17 protein-coding genes are annotated in these 17,771 nt (G+C 67.5%); 8 read left to right on the top strand and 9 right to left on the bottom strand.

All coding sequences use genetic code 11. The features are described 5' to 3' along the window. Positions 1-27: 27 nt before the first annotated feature. The 6 genes from AB0D46_RS11410 to AB0D46_RS11435 form a co-directional block, all read right to left on the bottom strand. On the bottom strand, positions 28-846 hold the full coding sequence (locus tag AB0D46_RS11410; protein ID WP_362877070.1) for a hypothetical protein: 819 nt from the start codon (positions 844-846) through the stop codon (positions 28-30). After that, entirely contained in the window at positions 843-2,399 is a 1,557-nt protein-coding gene (locus tag AB0D46_RS11415) for a hypothetical protein (protein ID WP_362877071.1), read from the bottom strand. Before AB0D46_RS11415 ends, AB0D46_RS11410 begins: the two co-directional genes overlap by 4 nt. Before the next feature lie 510 nt (positions 2,400-2,909). Beyond that, positions 2,910-4,355 carry a glutamine synthetase family protein gene (locus AB0D46_RS11420; protein WP_362877072.1) on the bottom strand — a complete coding sequence of 482 codons (1,446 nt, stop codon included), beginning with the start codon at positions 4,353-4,355 and terminating at the stop codon, positions 2,910-2,912. After that, positions 4,355-5,890 carry an amino acid permease gene (locus AB0D46_RS11425; protein WP_362877073.1) on the bottom strand — a complete coding sequence of 512 codons (1,536 nt, stop codon included), beginning with the start codon at positions 5,888-5,890 and terminating at the stop codon, positions 4,355-4,357. Before AB0D46_RS11425 ends, AB0D46_RS11420 begins: the two co-directional genes overlap by 1 nt. Before the next feature lie 78 nt (positions 5,891-5,968). Then, a complete protein-coding gene (locus AB0D46_RS11430; RefSeq protein WP_362877074.1) occupies positions 5,969-6,985 on the bottom strand; it encodes a hypothetical protein in 1,017 nt (338 codons plus the stop codon). A gap of 200 nt (positions 6,986-7,185) precedes the next feature. After that, positions 7,186-7,380 carry a hypothetical protein gene (locus tag AB0D46_RS11435; protein ID WP_362877075.1) on the bottom strand — a complete coding sequence of 65 codons (195 nt, stop codon included), beginning with the start codon at positions 7,378-7,380 and terminating at the stop codon, positions 7,186-7,188. A gap of 294 nt (positions 7,381-7,674) precedes the next feature. Here AB0D46_RS11435 and AB0D46_RS11440 point away from each other — a divergent pair, with 294 nt between their 5' ends. Together AB0D46_RS11440 and AB0D46_RS11445 are read left to right on the top strand one after the other, a co-directional pair. After that, the gene (locus AB0D46_RS11440) at positions 7,675-9,189 is read left to right on the top strand and encodes a helix-turn-helix transcriptional regulator (RefSeq protein ID WP_362877076.1); all 1,515 of its coding nucleotides are present in this window, start codon (positions 7,675-7,677) and stop codon (positions 9,187-9,189) included. Between the two features lie 2 nt (positions 9,190-9,191). After that, positions 9,192-9,926, top strand: coding sequence for an HAD hydrolase-like protein (locus AB0D46_RS11445; protein ID WP_362877077.1), 735 nt, complete (start codon positions 9,192-9,194; stop codon positions 9,924-9,926). A 69-nt stretch (positions 9,927-9,995) separates the two neighbouring features. Here the strand turns inward: AB0D46_RS11445 and AB0D46_RS11450 are convergent, their stop codons facing one another. After that, the gene (locus AB0D46_RS11450; RefSeq protein ID WP_362877078.1) at positions 9,996-10,460 is read right to left on the bottom strand and encodes an NUDIX hydrolase; all 465 of its coding nucleotides are present in this window, start codon (positions 10,458-10,460) and stop codon (positions 9,996-9,998) included. A 243-nt stretch (positions 10,461-10,703) separates the two neighbouring features. On the opposite strand from AB0D46_RS11450, the gene AB0D46_RS11455 reads away from it, so the two are divergent. Beyond that, positions 10,704-11,267 (top strand): HD domain-containing protein, encoded by a 564-nt coding sequence (locus AB0D46_RS11455; RefSeq protein ID WP_362877079.1) that lies wholly within the window; start codon positions 10,704-10,706, stop codon positions 11,265-11,267. On the opposite strand, the gene AB0D46_RS11460 is transcribed toward AB0D46_RS11455, so the two are convergent. Beyond that, complete coding sequence (locus AB0D46_RS11460; RefSeq protein WP_362877080.1) at positions 11,255-11,722, bottom strand: NUDIX domain-containing protein; 468 nt, start codon at positions 11,720-11,722, stop codon at positions 11,255-11,257. The genes AB0D46_RS11455 and AB0D46_RS11460 overlap by 13 nt on opposite strands. Continuing rightward, the gene (locus tag AB0D46_RS11465; RefSeq protein WP_362877081.1) at positions 11,709-12,482 is read right to left on the bottom strand and encodes an XRE family transcriptional regulator; all 774 of its coding nucleotides are present in this window, start codon (positions 12,480-12,482) and stop codon (positions 11,709-11,711) included. The genes AB0D46_RS11460 and AB0D46_RS11465 overlap by 14 nt, the downstream gene beginning before the upstream one ends. Before the next feature lie 94 nt (positions 12,483-12,576). Here AB0D46_RS11465 and AB0D46_RS11470 point away from each other — a divergent pair, with 94 nt between their 5' ends. The 5 genes from AB0D46_RS11470 (at position 12,577) to AB0D46_RS11490 (ending at position 17,762) form a co-directional block, all read left to right on the top strand. Next, positions 12,577-13,269 (top strand): haloacid dehalogenase-like hydrolase, encoded by a 693-nt coding sequence (locus tag AB0D46_RS11470; RefSeq protein ID WP_362877082.1) that lies wholly within the window; start codon positions 12,577-12,579, stop codon positions 13,267-13,269. A gap of 211 nt (positions 13,270-13,480) precedes the next feature. Then, positions 13,481-14,035 carry a CYTH domain-containing protein gene (locus AB0D46_RS11475; protein WP_362877083.1) on the top strand — a complete coding sequence of 185 codons (555 nt, stop codon included), beginning with the start codon at positions 13,481-13,483 and terminating at the stop codon, positions 14,033-14,035. Between the two features lie 373 nt (positions 14,036-14,408). Further along, on the top strand, positions 14,409-15,659 hold the full coding sequence (locus AB0D46_RS11480) for a glycosyltransferase family 4 protein (protein ID WP_362877084.1): 1,251 nt from the start codon (positions 14,409-14,411) through the stop codon (positions 15,657-15,659). 178 nt (positions 15,660-15,837) lie between these two features. Next, the gene (locus AB0D46_RS11485) at positions 15,838-16,650 is read left to right on the top strand and encodes an NAD(P)-dependent oxidoreductase (RefSeq protein WP_362877085.1); all 813 of its coding nucleotides are present in this window, start codon (positions 15,838-15,840) and stop codon (positions 16,648-16,650) included. Between the two features lie 2 nt (positions 16,651-16,652). Continuing rightward, positions 16,653-17,762, top strand: a complete 1,110-nt coding sequence (locus tag AB0D46_RS11490) for a radical SAM protein (protein ID WP_362877139.1) — start codon at positions 16,653-16,655, stop codon at positions 17,760-17,762. Positions 17,763-17,771: the final 9 nt, after the last annotated feature.

The following is a 17,771-nucleotide window of genomic DNA, read 5'->3' on the forward strand; positions in this document are numbered from 1 at the left end:
GTGTGGGATCCTCGGGATGCGTCTGGATCAGCTGATGAGTCCGGCGGACGGCAAGGGCCCGCCATCCGGCAAGGTGGTGATCTCGTCGGGCTGGGCGTCGGTATCCCTGTCTCCCCGCGGCATGGCCGCCACACCCAGGGCTGCCAGTTCCCGCAGCATGTCGCCTGCGGCCTGGTCGCGGATCTGCAGTCGGTACTTCACGTTGGTGACGTAGACTCCGCCATCCTCGTCGCTCACCTTGCGTACGAACCCATGTTCGACCAGATGTGTGAACGCCTTGCGGGCCAGTGCGCGGGTCGCCGCACGTGGCGTGGTCTTTTCTCCCTGGGTCTTGCCAGTGGCGTTGCGGCGCAAGTACGCCCGCCAGAGACCCTCCAGCCCGGGCTGCTCCGCGGGAGGATCAGCGTCGCTGCCGGTCTGCACGAGGCGGCGCTCGATGACGGTGGCGTACGCACGCACTTCCTCGTCGACCTGCCTCACAGAGACGCGGCCGATGTACTCGTCGTCATCGAGGTCCTCGGGGTGGGGAAAGGCCAGCGAGGCGATTGTGAGCTGGGCCAACAGGTACAGCGGCCGGTCGGCAGTCTGCGGCACCAGTTCGGAAACAGACACCGCGAAAGCGGTCTCCGGGGTAGTCCCCAGGACAAGGCCCGGCATGTGATGGACTTCCAGCACCGTCAGATCGAAGCCTTGCGCGATCTTCCTGACCGTTTGGGCGAACTCAGGCTCTGTATCGAAGCGTTGGACTAGGCGCGCGTACTCGCCGGAACGGGCCGGCGCCTTGCCGCGCGCCATGGCGAAGGCGACCATCTTGGCTGCCTCGGCAACGACCTCGTGAAGGTTCATGCACTCTCCTGGACTGCATCCTGGGGGCCCTCGTATCCAGAGCGGCGAGGGGCGGGGATGGTGGGTGGGTGATGTGCCGCCGCGGACCGGGGAGAAGGGGGTTCCCCGCTGGTGCGGATCAGCAGGAAGTCGCTGCCGCCAAATACGTCGTCGTCCAGCACTGCACCGTCACTGATCGCCACTACGACGGCCTCGCCGCAAGCGAGTTGCTGCACCGGGACATGTCGAAACAGCTGTTGGACTCGAATGGCGAGGAGCTGATCGGTGGTGTCCTCAGGGCCGGTTACCAAGCTGGAACGGCGCGCGCTCCTCAGCAGCGTGGAGAGCCGTACCCCCTGCTCCGTGATGGTGTCGAGCAAGGTGTCCACTGCCCGGTGCTGCTCCTCGCTGAACCGCGCAGCGTCATCCGTGGCGATCCGGTCGTCGTCGCCTTCCACCGCCACCAGCTCCACATCCGGGTGCTCGGAGACCTTTGTCAGTGCCTCGAAGTAGTCGGGGAGATACATCACGCGTGGTTGTACGGGACCCAACACAGCCCGCGTGAAAGCCTCTAAAGGCCCCAGACAGGCGTCGAGAGAAAGCTCCAGTGTCGGCTGAAGAAGCTGATCATGAAGATGTACGCGGGTGTGGATGGCTGGTACCACGAACACCTGGCGGTCTTGCTGGCGCCGGAACTCCGGCCCGATCTTCAACAGCATGTCGATGAGAACGGAATGGCGCTGCATGCAATCGGTGATCAGCGCCTTCAGTTCCTCCAACTGCAGGCGTTTGTGATCCTCGCCGGTCGCTTCCAGCAGCTGAGCAACCCGAGCCTTCAACTGCGTCTCAGCATCGGATCTGCTCCTTACATGCTCGAGCGCTTCCTCGACTGTGTCCTTGACCTCCCGGTCCCAGTCGAGAGCCCGCACGTTGCGTTTCATCGCCTCGATGCGCCCATGAATATCCTTGGCGTATCGAATGCTCTGAAGGCGGGCATTCTGGGCGACCTGCCATGCCTCGCCGATGCGGGCGCGTTTGAGAAGGGCTCCCAGCTTGGCCTCAGCCGCGATCTGTTCCGAGGCGATATCGACATCGATCGCATGAACGAGCACCGTGATCGCCGCGTCGGTCACGATGAGCGCCGCCTGCCCAACGTGATCCGGAACCTCCTTCAGGATCTGGAAGGAAGCCGTGCGCGTCTCGAATCCGTCGGCCGTCACGCATCCGATCTCATGCTGGAACGCACGGTCGCGCTCCTCAGTGTTGATCAGTCGCTCGGTCACCCAGTGCGCGACAGCCCGGTACTCCTCGTCCGACCTTCCCGGCAGCTGCAGGGCCGCGAATTCGGCTACGTGTTCCACCACGGTCTCCTGTCGGACCGCCGTGTGCGTGTCTGTTCGAAGCGTCACCACGTCGATCGCAGCGAGAGCCAACTCGGTCAGCCGGTATCTCTCCCAACCGCGTTCCGCCTTGGCCTTACTGGAATCCAGAGCCAGTAGTGGACGTGCCACCGCCAAGGCCTTCATCCGGGACGTGATGCCTTCGTAGACTGCAGACGGCTCTTCAAAGATCACTAAGCTGCTCCCCACTCGCCTTTCACGGCCATGAGTTCACGCTAGGGCACGCCACTGACACCTGCTCAGATATTCGAACTGGTGTACACGCTGCGGGGCTTTGATGATCCCGAGCGGGGGTCTCTGCAGGAACCCTCGGAGTCACGGGTGATCATTTCCGGCTTGATTGCCGATTAGGCGTCGCGATGCCGCGAACGTGCAACTGGTCCGGAAACTTGCGATCGAAATCGGCCACATTTAAGGTGCAATTCCGAACCCGCGGATCAGCGCTGCGGCGACGATGTGTGGCTGTGGCGAGCCTCATGTGCTGGCGGTCTGAAGGGTTCTCCACCAGCGTCACCTGACGTCTGCCGACGGCAGCGGGATGGCAGACCTGCGTGCCGCCCGCGGCGAGGTCCTGCTGGGACTCTGGATGAGGCCGTCCGCGTGGGCCGCAACCGGTGGGCGTCGCCCGCGAAGGTTGGGCAGACCCCGGCCGAGGGTGGAACGCTCCCGGCCGGTGCGGCAGGCTCAGGCGCGGGTGAACCAGCGGGCCTGATCCGCGTCGGTGACGATGCCGCGGTGGTGGTCGAGTTCGAGCTGCGCGAGGTGGGCGTAGTGCTCGACCACGCCCTTCCCGAACGCCGCCTGGGCGACGGGGCTGTGCCGGAACGCGGAGCGGGCCTGATCGAGGGTGAGGGGCAGGAGAGCCGCGTCGGTGGCCTCGTAGGCGTTGGCGGTGCAGGGCGCTGGCGGAGTGAGCTGCCGCTCGATGCCGTGGATCATCGAAGCGAGCGCCGCGGAGAGGGCGAGGTACGGGTTCGCGTCTGCCCCCGGAACGCGGATCTCCAGGTGCATGCCCGGCCCGTGGCCGGTGACCCGCACGGCGCAGGTGCGGTTGTCCCACCCCCACGTCATGCGAGTGGGGGCGAAGGAGCCCGGCACATACCGCTTATAGGAGTTGGTGTTCGGTGCGTACAGCGGGGCGAGCCCGGGCAGCGCCGTCAACAGCCCGGCGATGGCCTGCTCGCCGATCTCGGACAGCCGTCCGGTCGGATCGGTGATCATTGGGTTGCCGCTGCGGGTGAGGGAGATGTGCAGGTGAAGACCGCTGGCCAGCCCGGTCTGGGGGGAGGCCATGAACGTGGCCGTCATGCCGGACCGGCCCGCCAGGGTACGCACGGCGTGCTTGAAGACGAGGTGGTTGTCGCACGCGGGCAGCGCGGCACCGTAGGGGAAGGTGACCTCCACCTGACCCGGGGCGCCTTCGGTCTTGATCGCCTCGACGGGCATGCCCGCCTTGGACAGCGAGCCCTGGAGGCGCCGGAAGAGCCGGTCGGTGTCCGGTGTGTGGTCGAGGGCGTAGTCCAGGTTCTCCGCGGTCACCGGCGTGAGTCCGCCCGGGCGGATGCCAGCGGCCGGTTTGTAGGTGCCGTGGTAGAGCATGAACTCGGTCTCCAGGCCGGCCTGGGCGTGCAGCCCGTGGGCGGCCAGCCGGGTCAGCTGGTGGCGCAGAATCTGCCGCGGCGCAACCTCGATGGGCTCCTCGCCCAGACCGATCGCGTTGCCGAGGACGAGTGCGGTGCGCGGCATCCACGGCAGAGTTCGCAGCGTCGACGGGTCGGGTACGACCGTCATGTCCTCGTACCCGCTCGCCCAGGACGTGAGCGCGAACCCGTCGGCGGGCGTCATGTCGACGTCGGTGGCCAGGAGGTAGGCGCACATCTCCGCGCCGCCGTCGAGTACGCGGTCGAGGAAGTGCCGCGCCCCGTACCGTTTGCCCTTGAGGCGGCCCTGCAGGTCCGGAACGGCGAGGAGGACGGTGTCGATCACACCGGCTCCGACGGCCTTGCGCAGCTCGTCGACGTTGAACGCCCGGGCCGGCCGCTGCGGGGTGGTCGAGGCGGCATCGGCATCACGGTGCGACGGGCCGATCGGGCGCGGTGTTGCTCCGGTCTGGGTGGACAGAGCGGTCATCACACGACCTCTTCCTGGATCCGGGCCATGCCCGAGCCCGCGTCGGCCGCCGCGGTTGGCACCTTGTAGTCGCGTCCCGCGACACGCCACCACACGGTGGCCAGGGCGAGGACGACCAGAAGGGCGATGGGCGCGTAGTTGAACGTGGTCACGGAGACGAGACCGGACTCGGGCCGGGACTGGGGGAGGCAGAACAGCACTGTCACGAAGACCACCCAGACCACGGCGATCGCGCCGACGGGCACGCCCCACCGGCCCAGGTTCCAAGGGCCGGGCTGGAAGCGGTGGCGGTTGCGGATCCGCAAGCAGATCGGGATGGCGTACGCGGGCGTGATCCCGATGACGTTGATCGCCGTGACGGCGGCGTACGCGGTCGGGCTGTACAGCGACGGCAGCGCCAGGAGCGCGGCCACGCCGACCGCCAGCCACACCGCGCGGGTCGGAGTGCCGGTACGGGCATCGACGTGACGCCACAGCCTCGAGCCGGGCAGCGCGCCGTCCCGGGAGAAGGCGAACACCATACGGCTGGCGGCGGCCGTCTCGGCGTTGCCGCAGAACAACTGCGCGACGATCACCACGAGCAGCAGGGCCTTTGCGCCGGCGATGCCGAGGGCGTCGAGGAAGATCTGCGCCGGCGGCACCCCGGTGGCGCTGGCCTGGGTGGCGGCGTAGTCCTGGATGGCGAAGGTCAGTCCGGCCAGCAGCACGAACCCGGCGAGCCACGACCAGCCGATCGCCCGCATGATCCCGCGGGACGCGGAGACCTGGGCGTTGGTGGTCTCCTCCGACAGGTGAGCGGAGGCGTCGTACCCGCTGAAGGTGTACTGGGCGAGCAGCAGCCCGATCAGCACCACGTACAGCGAGCTGGACCAGCCGGTGTTGTTGACGAACTCCCCGAAGACGAAGGACGGCGACTGGTGGTGTGACGGCACGATCGCCAGCGCGCCGACGATCACGGCGACCCCGCCCAGGTGCCACCACACGCTGATGGAGTTCAGGATGCTCACCAGCCCGACCCCGAAGAGGTTGAGGGTGGCGTGCAGCGCAAGGATGCAGAAGTAGATCGCCATGATCTTGCCGGGCGTCGGGACGAAGCCGAACTGCAGGTTCAAGAAGGCGCCGGTGAACAGCGCGGCACCGTAGTCGATGCTGGCGATCGCACCGAGCAGGCCCAGCAGGTTCAGCCAGCCGGTGTACCAGCCCCACTTGCGGCCGCCGAGCTGCTCGGCCTGGTAGTAGAGGGCGCCGGAGGTGGGGTACGCGGAGGTGACTTCGGCGAGGCCTGCGCCCACGAGCATCACCATGGCGCCGACGGCGATCCAGCCCCACATCATCACGGCGGGCCCCCCGGTCGAGAGGCCGAAGCCGTACAGGGTCATGCAGCCGCTGAGCACGGAGATCACCGAGAAGCTGATGGCGAAGTTGCCGAACGGGCCCATGCGGCGGGCGAGCACTGGCTCGTAGCCCAGTTCCCGGAGGAACGCGTCATCTGCCTGGGCCCCCGCCGCGCGGCGAGTCGGGCGTGTTCGTAACACAGGGCATCCTCCATGGAATGGGCGGAACGAGTACACAAGGTCAGGTGCATGCCAAGTCGTGTTTGCTGTGCGCGACGGTCAGCGCACCGGTCCGGCGCGAGGGGCGTGGGTGCGTGCGAAGGACAGGGACTCCCGGCGTGCCCGCAGCAGCAGAGACTCGCCGCCGTCGGGATGGTTCGGGTCCTCGTGGACGGACGCCCACGGCTCCCGCGAGGCGTAGGTGCCCACGGCCGTGAACACCTCGGCGGCCTCCACGAACCGGTGGCCGGCCCACAAGGCGTACGCCAGGTGGTGCAGGTCCGTCACCGAGCGCGGCGCGGTGTCCGGCTGCTTGAACCAGTGGTGGAACGCCTTGACCGTGTATGTGATCGTCGGCTCCTGCGCCCACTGCCGTCGCCACAGCGGATCGGCACGGTGCTGGAGGGACTGCTGCCGGCACTGCTCGACGAGCGCGTACAGCGGCAACAGCAGCAACGGGGAACCCGCCGGCGACCACGAGGCCACCCATCGGCCGAAGTCGAAGACCGCGGCGAGTGAGGCCGCCGGTGGGACGGGGCGGGCCAGGATGAACTGCAGTATCCGGTGGTACGTCTCCCGGTTGTACGGGTCGCGTTGGTTGATCCCGTGCAGCAGCCCCCACGGGCCGGTCGGCAGCATCGGCTCTGTCGAGACCTCACGGTGCTCCCGGCGCACCTGGCGCCCGTCGACCTGGGCGAGGGTGAGCAAGCAGATCCAGGGCACCGGATCCCGCGGCTCCCGGTGCGCCATCAGCAGCGAGGCCTGCCGTGCGGCCTCCTTCAATGCCGAAGCGCCTGCGTGCTGCTGGTGATGGGCGCGCAGGGCTCGCTCCACCGAGACGCGGGCACGCATCACCTGGGCGTCGTAACTGTTCGGCTCCTCCGCCACCCACACGCCCATCACGTCGGAGTGGGCAGCGGTGACCGCCAGCACCTGCGTACGCGACGTCCGCAGCGCCCACTGCCCACCGGTTGCGGCCAGCAAGTCACGCGCCGGTCTCCACCGGCCGGCCTGCAACTCGACCATGGCCATGCCGAGGGCTTCATCGGTGCCGGCCGGGTGGTACACGGGGCGCATCAGTGCGCCCTGAGACCGGGGTGGTCGCCGGTCGCAGTCGAGGGCCGGGAAGGCTGAAACCTTGTGCTCTCGATCGCGGCACAGAGCTGCGTCATGCTTTTCTCGGTCATCGAATGTTTCCTCGGCAGAGAGGGGGGCGTTGGTACGGGACAGGAATCGCTGCGCGGCCGGAGAGGGCCACCGGACTGCCAGCGCCCGGTCTAGAACTTGATCCCACTGATCAGGCGCGCGACGTTCGTCGCGACCTCGGCGATCGCGGGGGCCATCGAAGAGCTGGCCAGGTAGAACCCCAGGAGCACGCACACGACGGCGTGTCCGGCTTTCAGTCCGTCCTTCTTGACGAAGAGGATGACGAGAACCGCGAGCAGCACGACAGCGGAGATGCTGACCGCCATGGATGTGTCCCCCTTCCGAACCGTCGGTGATGCGGCTCGTTCCCGGCCCAAGTCCCCCGCAGCGGAGCCCAAGCCCATTCCCGGCGACATTGCCGACGAACCGGTGCGAGAGGTACACAGGCCCGGATGCGTTCGTGCTGCGAGTGGTAATCGGCCCTGAACAGAGGCTGATTGAGGCACAAGACTGACCAGGAAACGCCCGGTGCGCACATTCCGCCGGTGATATCACTGAGGTGATCTCGGTTTCGGCGGTCTACGCCGGCGGTCGGCGCACTTTGGTTAGGGGAGGTACAGGTGGCCCAGCAGGCGCTGCGACAGTGCGACGACTGCGGCTGCCGGCTCAGCCAGTACAACCCGGACGGGCTCTGCTCCGCTTGCGCGCGATCTCGCATCCCTTCCGCCCCTGCGTTACCCGCCGTACCGGAGCGGGTGTGGCACGACGTAGATGTCCGAAAGGCCTTTGCAGCCTTGGACTTCGGCAAGGCCAGCCGTTTGATCAGGCAGCGAGGCTCTCTGCGCCAGGAGGACCTGTCCCAGCTCACAGGATTGAGCCAGGCGTTCTTGTCCATGCTTGAGTCGGGCAGCCGCCGCCTCACCAACATCGACAAGATCATCGTATTTGTCGCAGGCATTGGTGCACCCGCCGAGCTCGTACAGCTCCCGGTCCCACGCTCAGTGGGCAGACCGCTTCAACAGCCCACGGACCAGTCGGCCGGAGATCTCGACCCAACCCTGCCCTGGACCGCGGCCCGTATGGTGGCGGCCTTGGACAACGCGGTTGGAGGCGACGTGATTGACCGCCGGCAATTCCTCACGGTGAGCGGCATCGCGCTCACCGCCTTCGTCCACCACTGGGGCACCGCAGAGGCAGAGCCCCTTCAACGCGCCGCGGAGGGAAGCCAGTTCGCCCCGGAACTGCTTGACAACCTGCAGGCGACTACCGACCACCTGCGCATCATGGATGCCAGCGCCGGCAGTGGGACCCTCACCGAGCTCGGCGACGCGCACCTCGAACTCCTCAAACGCCTTCTGCAGAAGGCGTCATACACGGGAGACATCGGCCGCCGCCTGGCCGCCATCGTCGCCGACACCGCTACACAGACCGGCTGGTTCGCCTTCGACTCCGGGCGCCACAACCACGCCCAGAGCTACCTGCTCGCCGCGCTCCGCGCGGCTAAGCGCTCCGGTGACGACCGCTTGGGGGCCGGCGCCCTGTCCTACCTGGCCATCCACGGCTACTCCACCGGCCAGCCACGCACCGCCGTCACCGCGGCACGAGCCGCCCGCGAGCAAATCAGGACCCTGGGCACTCCCGCCCTGGAGTCGATGCTGCTAACCCGGCAGGCGCGCGGGCACGCCAAGCTCGGCGAACGGCAAGCAGCCCTCATCGCGCTCGGCGAGGCAGCCGAACTCTGCGCCCGGGGGCGTTCCGAGTTCGACCCCCACTGGCTGTACTGGATCAACGAAGGCGAGATCCACGGCCAGTCCGGCAGCGCCTATCTCGACCTGGACGATGCGCCCCACGCCGCCGTCAGCTTCACCGAGGCACGAAAAGCGCTCAACCCGGCAGACCAGCGCACCAACGCCCTGTTCCTCTCCCGCGCGGCGTCCGCCTACCTTCGGAAGGGCGAGCTCGAAGCAGGCTGCGCCACGGCACACCAGGCGCTCGACCTTGCCGAACAGCTCCAATCGGCCCGCCTCAACGAGCACATCGACGGCATGATCGGCGAGCTCGCCCCGGTCCGGCGGAGCCCGTACGCTCGGGAGCTGATCGACCGTGCCGCTCTCGTGACAGGTGCAAGGAGCTGAACGTGACCCAGGCCCAGCAGGTCCTCGTGCTGTGGGACATCGACCGCACGCTGCTGTACGTCGGCGACATCGACCGGCAGGTCTACCGCGAGACCTTCGCCGAGATCGTCGGCCGCACCGCAGAACACCTGCCGGCCCGCGGCACCGGAGTCACAATGCCACTGGCGATCCGATCGCTCCTTGTCGACAATGGAGTCCCAGAAGGCGAAGTCGACGGTCTGTTGCCGCGCATGGTGGATCTCCTGCCGGTCCACCTCGCTGCACACGCTGAGGATCTGCGTGCACAGGGTGTCCTCATGCCAGGAGCCGCCGCAGCGCTGCGCGCAGTGCACGATCAGCCCAGCTTGATTCCGACCGCTGTGACCGGGAACCTCAAGCCGAACGCCGTGCTCAAGCTCGCGGCCTTCGACCTCGACGGCCTCCTCGACACCGAGATCGGCGGCTTCGCCTCCGACGACCACCACCGGCCGGCGCTCGTCGCCATCGCCCAGAAGCGCGCCCAGGCCAAGCACGGCACGGTCTTCACCCGGTCGAACACCGTGATCATCGGCGACTCCCTGGAGGATGTCCGAACGGGCCTCGAAGGCGGCGCCCCCGTCATCGGCATCGCATCGGGCAAGACCACGGCCGCCGAACTCACCCAGGCCGGTGCTGACCTCGTCCTCGACTCCCTCGCAGACGTGGCACGGGTTCTGGAGGGCATCGCCGCGCTGACGACGATGACCGGGCAGCCTTAAGGTTCTGTCCGGCCGTTCACGAAGAGGTTGTCGTCGGGAAGCCGTTGAGGCTGAGGAACTTAACGGCGGTCAAGAGGCGCGGATCTGGGTGTTGAGCACGGTCGTGATGGCTTCGATGTTGCCGGCGGTGAACTCGGCGAGTTCGGGGGGCAGCAGGTTGAGCTGTCGGATCGCCTCTGCGGTGAACGGTACGCGCACAACCTCGTAGCAGCCGCGCTCGGGCTTGTCGAACTCGGTGCCCGTACGCGCCTCGATGTTCATCTGTTCCAGGCGCGCGGCGAAGATGTGCTGGACGCCCAGGCCGTCCTCCAGTGAGTCGGTGATCAGGTGCACGAGCTCCGCCTTGCTCAGCTTGCCCCCGAGCTCCTCGAACACCTCGCGGTGCAGGGCGTCCTCAATGCTTGCGTCCTCGGCCTCGACACCTCCGCCGACCGTCACCCAGTATGGGTCCCGGCCGGGCTTGGTCCGCTTGATGAGGACGAGTTCGTCGCCGTCCAAAAGGATAGCCCTGGCGTTTCGCTTGGTGATCGTCATCTCCGGCACCTCTCTGGGATTCGTTCACAGCGGTTGCTGATTTCACCGGCTGATTCGTCGGTGAAGGGGTGTACTGAGTGGGCCCGTCGCTGCCGATGGACGACGGAGAGTCTCCGAGTCGCAGTCCTGGACGCCCGAGCCGCCGCCTGGGCAACGTTCGGATCATAGACCGCCGCACGGGGATCATGAGGGAAGTCATGGTGTGGGGAGTGGCCCGGCAGGCTGCGGGGCAGGTAGCAGTCCATGGATGAGTCGATGGTTGGTTGGGCGACGCGGGTTGCAGGCACGGAGCTCAGCGTTGTGCTTCCGAGGCGGTGGGCGCACTCTCAAGGGGTGGCAACTCGAGCGACCGCGCTTGGGCAGCTCCTGGGAAGGGACGCTGACCTTCTGACTGCTGCGGCGGTGCTGCACGACGTGGGGTACGCGCCCCGGCTGGCGGCGACGGGCTTTCATCCGCTTGATGGGGCACGGTTCCTCCGAGACGAGCATGGCGCTGATGAGCGGCTGGTGCGTTTGGTGGCGAACCATTCTTTCGCCCAGTTGGAAGCCGAGGAGCGTGGGCTCCGGGGGAGGCTGGAGGCTGAGTTCCCGTTGCTGGACGAGCCACTGCTGGTGGACGCTCTCGTGTACTGCGACATGACGACGACGCCCGATGGGGAGCGGACGACCACTGAGGAGCGGGTGGCGGAGATCGTCGGCCGTTACGGGGCCGACGGCCTTGTGGGGCGGTTCATCCGTCGGGCGTCGCCGCAGATTATGGCGGCTGTGGAGCGGGTGGAGGCGGCGCTGGTGGCTCAGCCGAGGTAGGGGAAGGTGCCGGCGAGGTAGTCACCGATTTGTTGGCGCATGCTGGCGTGGATGTCGTACTGGTCGAGGTCGGCGGGCTGGATGAAGCGGACACCGTCAGCCTCGTCGTTGATGGTGGGCTCACCGCCGACCGGGCGGCCGATGTAGGTGTTCTCGTACTGCTGGCGGATCTCGCCATCGGAATAGGCGACGATGTGGCGGGGGTTGGTGTAGACCCCGAGGAAGCCGGTGATCTCGGCTTCGATGCCCGTCTCCTCCAGGCATTCACGCACGGCGCACTGGGCTGCGGTCTCGCCAATGTCCTGGGCTCCGCCGGGCAAGGCCCACTGGCCGGTGTCGCGCCGACGCTGCAGCAGGATGGCGCCGCTTTCGTCGACGACGAGCAGGTTGCTGGCGGGGATGAGGGTGTTTGCCTTAGGTGCGGCGGGGTCGTTGTAGTACTCAGTCCTGCCCATGTGCGGCGGTCCCCTCCTGGTCGGGAGTCCAGGCCCGCGAGGCGGCCCAGACGGCTTCGAAGCTCTCAGCGTAGTTGTCGAACCACCCCGTCCTGTCACCTCTCTTGAGGTGCAGGAGGGGATTGGCGCTGGCGGGCTGGCCCCAGACGTGCGGGTTGGCCAGCAAGTTGTCGTCGTAGCGGAATAACGATGTGTAGAGCGTGGTGTCGTGTAGGCGCACTTCGCAGCCGGCCTCGGGGAGTAGGGGGCGGTAGTAGGTGAGGGAGGCGCGGATCTTGGCGGCGAGGGTGTCGCCGATGCCTTCCTCACGGCCCCGGATGGCGACTGCCTGGCCGCCCGGGTCGCCGAAGCACAGACGCACGTGAACGCCATTCGCGGCCCGCTCGGCGAGCATCTTGGCGACGTGTGGATTGGACTGTGCAAAGAAGGTGCCGGAGAAGACGAGCACGCTGATCTGCTCCCGGGCCTGTTGTAGGAGGGTCAACCACGTGTCCCGAGGGACGCTGGCCCGGTTCGGGTATGTGCCGACCAGCTCGCTGCCCACGGCGCTGCTGGGCGTGGGGATCTCTGGCTGTGGGGCCGGCCAGAGGAAGGACTCCTCCACCCGCAGGTGTAGGGCGGCGCGAAACCGGTGGCGCCGGTGGGGGACGCGTCCGCCCAGCCAGCGTCCAACGGTCTTGGGGTCGACCTCGCAGACTTCCGCGAGCGACTCAAGTGAGACGCCACGCTGGGCGAGTACGGAGTGCAGTCGCTCGTTCACACACGTCATGCAAGCGGAGCGAGGAGCGATCGGGCAAGGACGTTTTGGGACGTGCACGCGGGATGAGGCTGGGACGGCTCCCTACGCTTGCGCCATGCAGCTCATCGTCCTGTGGGACATCGACCACACACTCATCGAGAACGCGGGGGTGAGCAAGGAGATCTACGCCGAGGCGTTTGCGGCCCTCGCTGGCAGTCCCGCGATGGGGCCGGCGCCAACGGAGGGCCGGACGGACCGCATGATCATGCGCGAGATGCTTCGGCAACACGAAGTGGCAGAACCGGATTGGTCCACTATCGAGGCAGCCCTGATCAGGGCTGGCGAGGGGCGCGAGGAGGATCTCCGGCGTCGTGGGACCGCGCTGCCGGGGGTACGAGAGGTGCTTGGTGCGGTGGCCCAACGCGCCGGCTGGGTGTCGTCGGTTCTGACAGGCAACATCGCGGCCAATGCCCGCGTGAAACTGTCGGCCTTCAACCTTGATCAGCTGCTGGACCTGACCATCGGGGCGTACGGCGGCGACGCCGATCAGCGACCCGACCTCGTGGCTATCGCGCGTGAGCGCGCTCAGCGCCTCCGCGGCGTCCGGGGCGATGTGCCCGTGGTGTTGGTCGGGGATACGCCCAGGGACGTCGAAGCGAGCCTTGCCACCGGGTCCGGAATCATCGCCGTTGCTTCAGGCATTCATGGCCAGGAGGAGCTGTCTGCCGCCGGTGCGACCGTCGTGCTACCCGATCTGTCGGACACCGCGCAGGTACTCGCGTTGCTGGAGGACTTCGCGCAGCGGTGAAAACGTCCCAGGACGCCCTTCGTGGCGTCCTAATACGCGGTGATGAGGTCCGACAGGGCTCAGGGAATATCGGGTCCTCGACGACGCGACCGGCCGAACCAGGCCTACACGTGATCGGGGCTGGTCATGTGGGGAGTCCCAGCACGCTTCCGCAGCGTGTGCCCCTGCTCCGATCGGTCCACGACCCCCACCGTGACGGGAAGAAGATCTGATGAAGCGCGAGAGACGGGCGAAGTTCCTGGCCGTTGATGTCGCCCACCTCCAGGTCAAGTTGGCCAAGCTGGGGGCCGTCCAGGTGTTCCCTCCTACCCTCGTCACCTGCAGGATCTTCGAGCATGACCTTCTCGGCGACGCCTGGCTCCGACTGAGGGATGAGCGCACCCGGTCCATCCTCACGCTCAAGCAGGTTGCTGACGCCGCCAAAGCCGGCAATACCGAGACCGAGGTTGCCGACCTGCACGCGATGGCCGAAATCCTCCGCCGGCTCGGCCTGCGTGAAGCCCGCTACCAGGAGCATTACCGGGAGAGGTGGCGCCTGCGCGAAGCTGGCTACAACTTCGAGACGTGGCCCGACCTTCCCACGTTCCTCGAGATCGAGGCCCCGGATGAGGCGTCCACTCGCCAGGCTGCCGCACTGATCGAACTCTGCGCCGCAGAAGCCCGCTTCGGCAGCGTGGAGGAGATCTACGAGAGCGAGGCGGGCCGAAACATTCTCGGCGAGCCCACGCTGCTCTTCTCCAACGCCGCGCGAATCCAGGCCAGCTGACCGAGAAGGCTAGGCCGTACTTCCGAGTCTTTCCGCAAGTACCGGCGTGCTCGGCTACGCAGCGGTGCGGATCGACCAGGGCACAGCCTGCCCCATCACCGAATCGTCATCGGCCGCCAGGACGCGCCGACAGCGGTGCGCATCTTCCATCTCCCGGCTTCGAGGACACCATGCATCCGTCATTACGACAGCGTGTTGAACGATCGCGGCATTGTGAGCTGGCCAGCAACGCCCCGGCCGCATTGTTGCTGACCATCGCCTGCGTCAACGCTGCTCCAGCCCCGGCCGCGGTTGTCTCCCGGCCGAACTTGCTGCCGTGCGAGCCGGTCCTCGCACGGGTCGGAATCCCGCCGCAGCGCGATGGGAGAGCCATATGAGCACCGAACTCAGCCCGGAGCCCGGCTACGTCGTGGTCCTGCTCCACGAGGGATTCTATGGGGCTCTGTCGGGCAGCGGCTTCAGCAACCGGGCCTTCCTGACCGTCCTCGCACAGGACTTGCCGTACGGGCTCCTGGTGGTCGTACCGGTTGTCCTGCCGCTCGGCCACCCCGGCCGTGATCCGCAGTGGGAGGCCGACGTCGAGCGGATGCTGGCGAAGGCCGGAGCCCAAGTTTTGCCGCTTCATGGGGAGGCCCTGCTCACGTCGCCCGTCGGCTGTGAGGCGTTGTGCGCAATGGCTGTTCGCCGAGCCGCTCCCTACCTCCACGGCCGGTCGTTGCTGGTCGGTTGCGATGTGCCTTTCCTGGCCGTCGGCTCCTATGCTCCGAAGGGCGCGGACGTGCTCCTCGTGCCCCGTTCCACGGCCGCAATGGTCCGCCCGGCGGACAGCCGACAGATCGCCTGGGAGCGGCGCGGGCTGACCGCGACCGTCGCCGGGGGCGGCCTGGTTGCGGCAATCTCCGACCACATGAGGGATCACCTGACCAGCACCTACGGGCTGCCCGTCGGTGTGGTGCTGGACCTTCCCAACGGGCTTCTGCCCGCTGATCAGGCCTTGGTGCACGGCCCCATGCTGCCCCTGCCTGCTCGCGCCACCGACGGGTTCGTCCTCGCGATGGGGCGTTCGGAGGAGTCCAAGGGATTCGAGGATCTCCTCCACGCCGTGGGCATTCTCGGCGACCAGGGCGTTGCGGTCCCGCACCTGGTGCTCGTGGCCGCGAGCACAGGTGAGGGGAACGCGCACCAGCAGCAACTGCGCGCACTCATCGACCGACTCGGTATCGAAGCCACGCTGCTCACCCGGTTCGATTCGCGCGTGCGCGGCTGGCTGGGCGACCCCAACCTGCGGGCGGTGGTGGTGCCGTCAAGGGCCGAGCCGTTCGGCCGGATACCGCTGGAAGCGTTCGCTGCTGGAGCCGGACCCGTGGTGGCCACCACCGCAGGAGGGCTCGCACAGACTGTCCTCGACGGTGTCACTGGCTACTCCGCACCGCCGGCCTCGCCCCAGGCTCTGGCGGGGGCGCTCTTCCGCGCTCTGGATGCTTCTCCCGCCGACCGTGCCCGGCTCGCCGAGGCCGGGGCGCGGCTCCTGGCCGAGCGGCACGATTACGCAGTTGCGGTCCGTGCTGTCCTCGAGCAGTGCGCGCCGTGGGCGTTGTCCGCCCGGGCGGGGGTCAGCCGATGATCGGGCCGGTCGTAATCGCCTTGAACTCGCCGCACTCATTCTGGGCGATCGGGCCCGGTCATATGGCCGGGCTTCGGGAGGCGTTTCCTGCGCTGGAGTTCCGCATGGCCTCGGATGAGGAGCTACCGACCGCCCTCGCGGCCGCGGAAGCGTATTTCGGGTGGCGGTTCGAGGAGCGGTGGCTGACCTTGGCCCCCACTTGAAGTGGATCGCGACCCCGGCCGCCGGAACCGACCACCTTCCCGCTCGGCGAATCTCAGAATTCGGCGCCGTGCTGACTCGCTCGTACGGCTTCCACGCCCAGCCGATGGCCGAGCACGCCATGGGCATGATCCTGGCGTTCTCCCGCGGGCTTCTGGTCAGTTCCCGGCTCCAGCGCACCCATCGGTGGTGGAAGGACGACCTGGCGGGTGAGTTCTTCGACCTCGCAGGGGCGACGATGATGATCGTCGGCTGTGGCAGCATCGGCACCCATCTCGCCGGGATGGGACGGGCCTTCGGCATGCAGGTCCTGGGCGTCCGCCGCACCCCGCCCGACGGGCCACAGAGCGACATCGAGTGGATAGCCGCCTCCCACTGGAGGCAGGCTCTGCCGGCCGTGGACGTGGTGGTGAATCTGCTGCCTGCGACACCAGACACGGCGGGCGCCTTCGATGCAGCGACATTCGCCGCGTTCAAGCCCGGCTCGGTGTTCGTGAACCTTGGCCGGGGGGCGACCGTCGACCATGCGGCGTTACTAGACACCCTCGAAACCGGCCGGCTGCGTGGCGCCGGTCTCGATGTAACCGACCCTCGTCCGCTGCCCCGACGTGACCGGCTCCGCCGGCACCCGAGGGTGCTGCTGACCCCCAAGACCGCCGGGTTCTCCGAGGCCTACATGGACGGGGCGGTTCGGTTCTTCGCGGACAACCTGCACAGCTACCTCTCCGGCTGCCCACTGCGTGGCGCGGTCGACGAGTTGATCCCCGACCGGATGGAAGGAATCCGCTGATGGTGCTTGCCAGCGAGTACACAGAGCTCTTGGCCGCGTTCGCGGCGACGGGGCGCAACCACCCCTACTTGGCGTTCACGTTGAACGGGATCTGTGACCGTGACTGCGTGTTCTGCAAGCCGCGCTGCATGCCGGACTACGGGCATAAGGACACCGTGCTTTCGGTGCCCGAGTACGCGGCCATTGCCCGCACCGCCGGGCAGTGGGGGGTCCGCAAGGCGCACTGTTCCGGCGGGGAGCCGACCCTGCGCAAGGACATCCTCGACATCATCCGGGTCCTAGCCGAAGGGTTGGGTACAGGCGCTCAGATCGGCATGACCAGCCACGGAAACTTCCGCAAGGGGCTGACGGTGAAGGGGTTCGCGGAGGCGGGGCTGACGTACCTGAACGTCAGCCTCCACAGCACCGACCCCGGCCGGTCCGCGGAGATCATGGGCGGCGGTGACCCGGGCATATCGCTTGCCACCATCAGGGAGGCGCTGGACCTCGGCCTCAAAGTAAAGATCAACTGCGTGCTGATGCGGTCCTACATCGAGGACGCCTTCGCCGTCGCGGCGCTGGCCCGCAGCCTGCCGGTAGCGGTGAGGTTGATCGAGCTGCAGAACATCGGGCCCGCCAAGGAAATGTTCGATGCCGAGTTCATCCCCGAGGCGCAGGTCCGGGATTTACTCGGGGACTGGTTCACAGGGGCCGGGGAGGTTTCCCGTGCCGACCTCGGAGTCCGGAGCCCTGGCCGCTACCTCCAGCCCGACGGTTGGAAGGGCTCGATCGGCTTCATCTCCAACTCCTCGTGCGCAACGTGCTCGGACGCCAACCGCATCAAGATCACGCCGAGCGGGGTAGCGCGCCCTTGCATCCTCCACAACCAGGACATCCAGCTCCGCGAGCACCTTGCCCCCGGCACCCTGGACACGGCGTTCGCGCACCTGTTCACCGCCATGCTGGAACGCAACGCCAACCCGGCCTGGGGCGGGTACCACTATGTTGACTACGACCTGCGGTGGGACCGCATGGAACGCCCCCAGGGGGCTGCCGTCTTCCTCCCCGTCGTCGCCACCAACAGCGGCACGGGCTGTTCAGTCCGCCAGCAGCCGGCCGGGGCCGGCCAGTGAACGTTGGCT

This window comes from Streptomyces sp. NPDC048383 (genome assembly GCF_040651775.1).
In the GTDB taxonomy this organism is placed as follows: domain Bacteria; phylum Actinomycetota; class Actinomycetes; order Streptomycetales; family Streptomycetaceae; genus Streptomyces.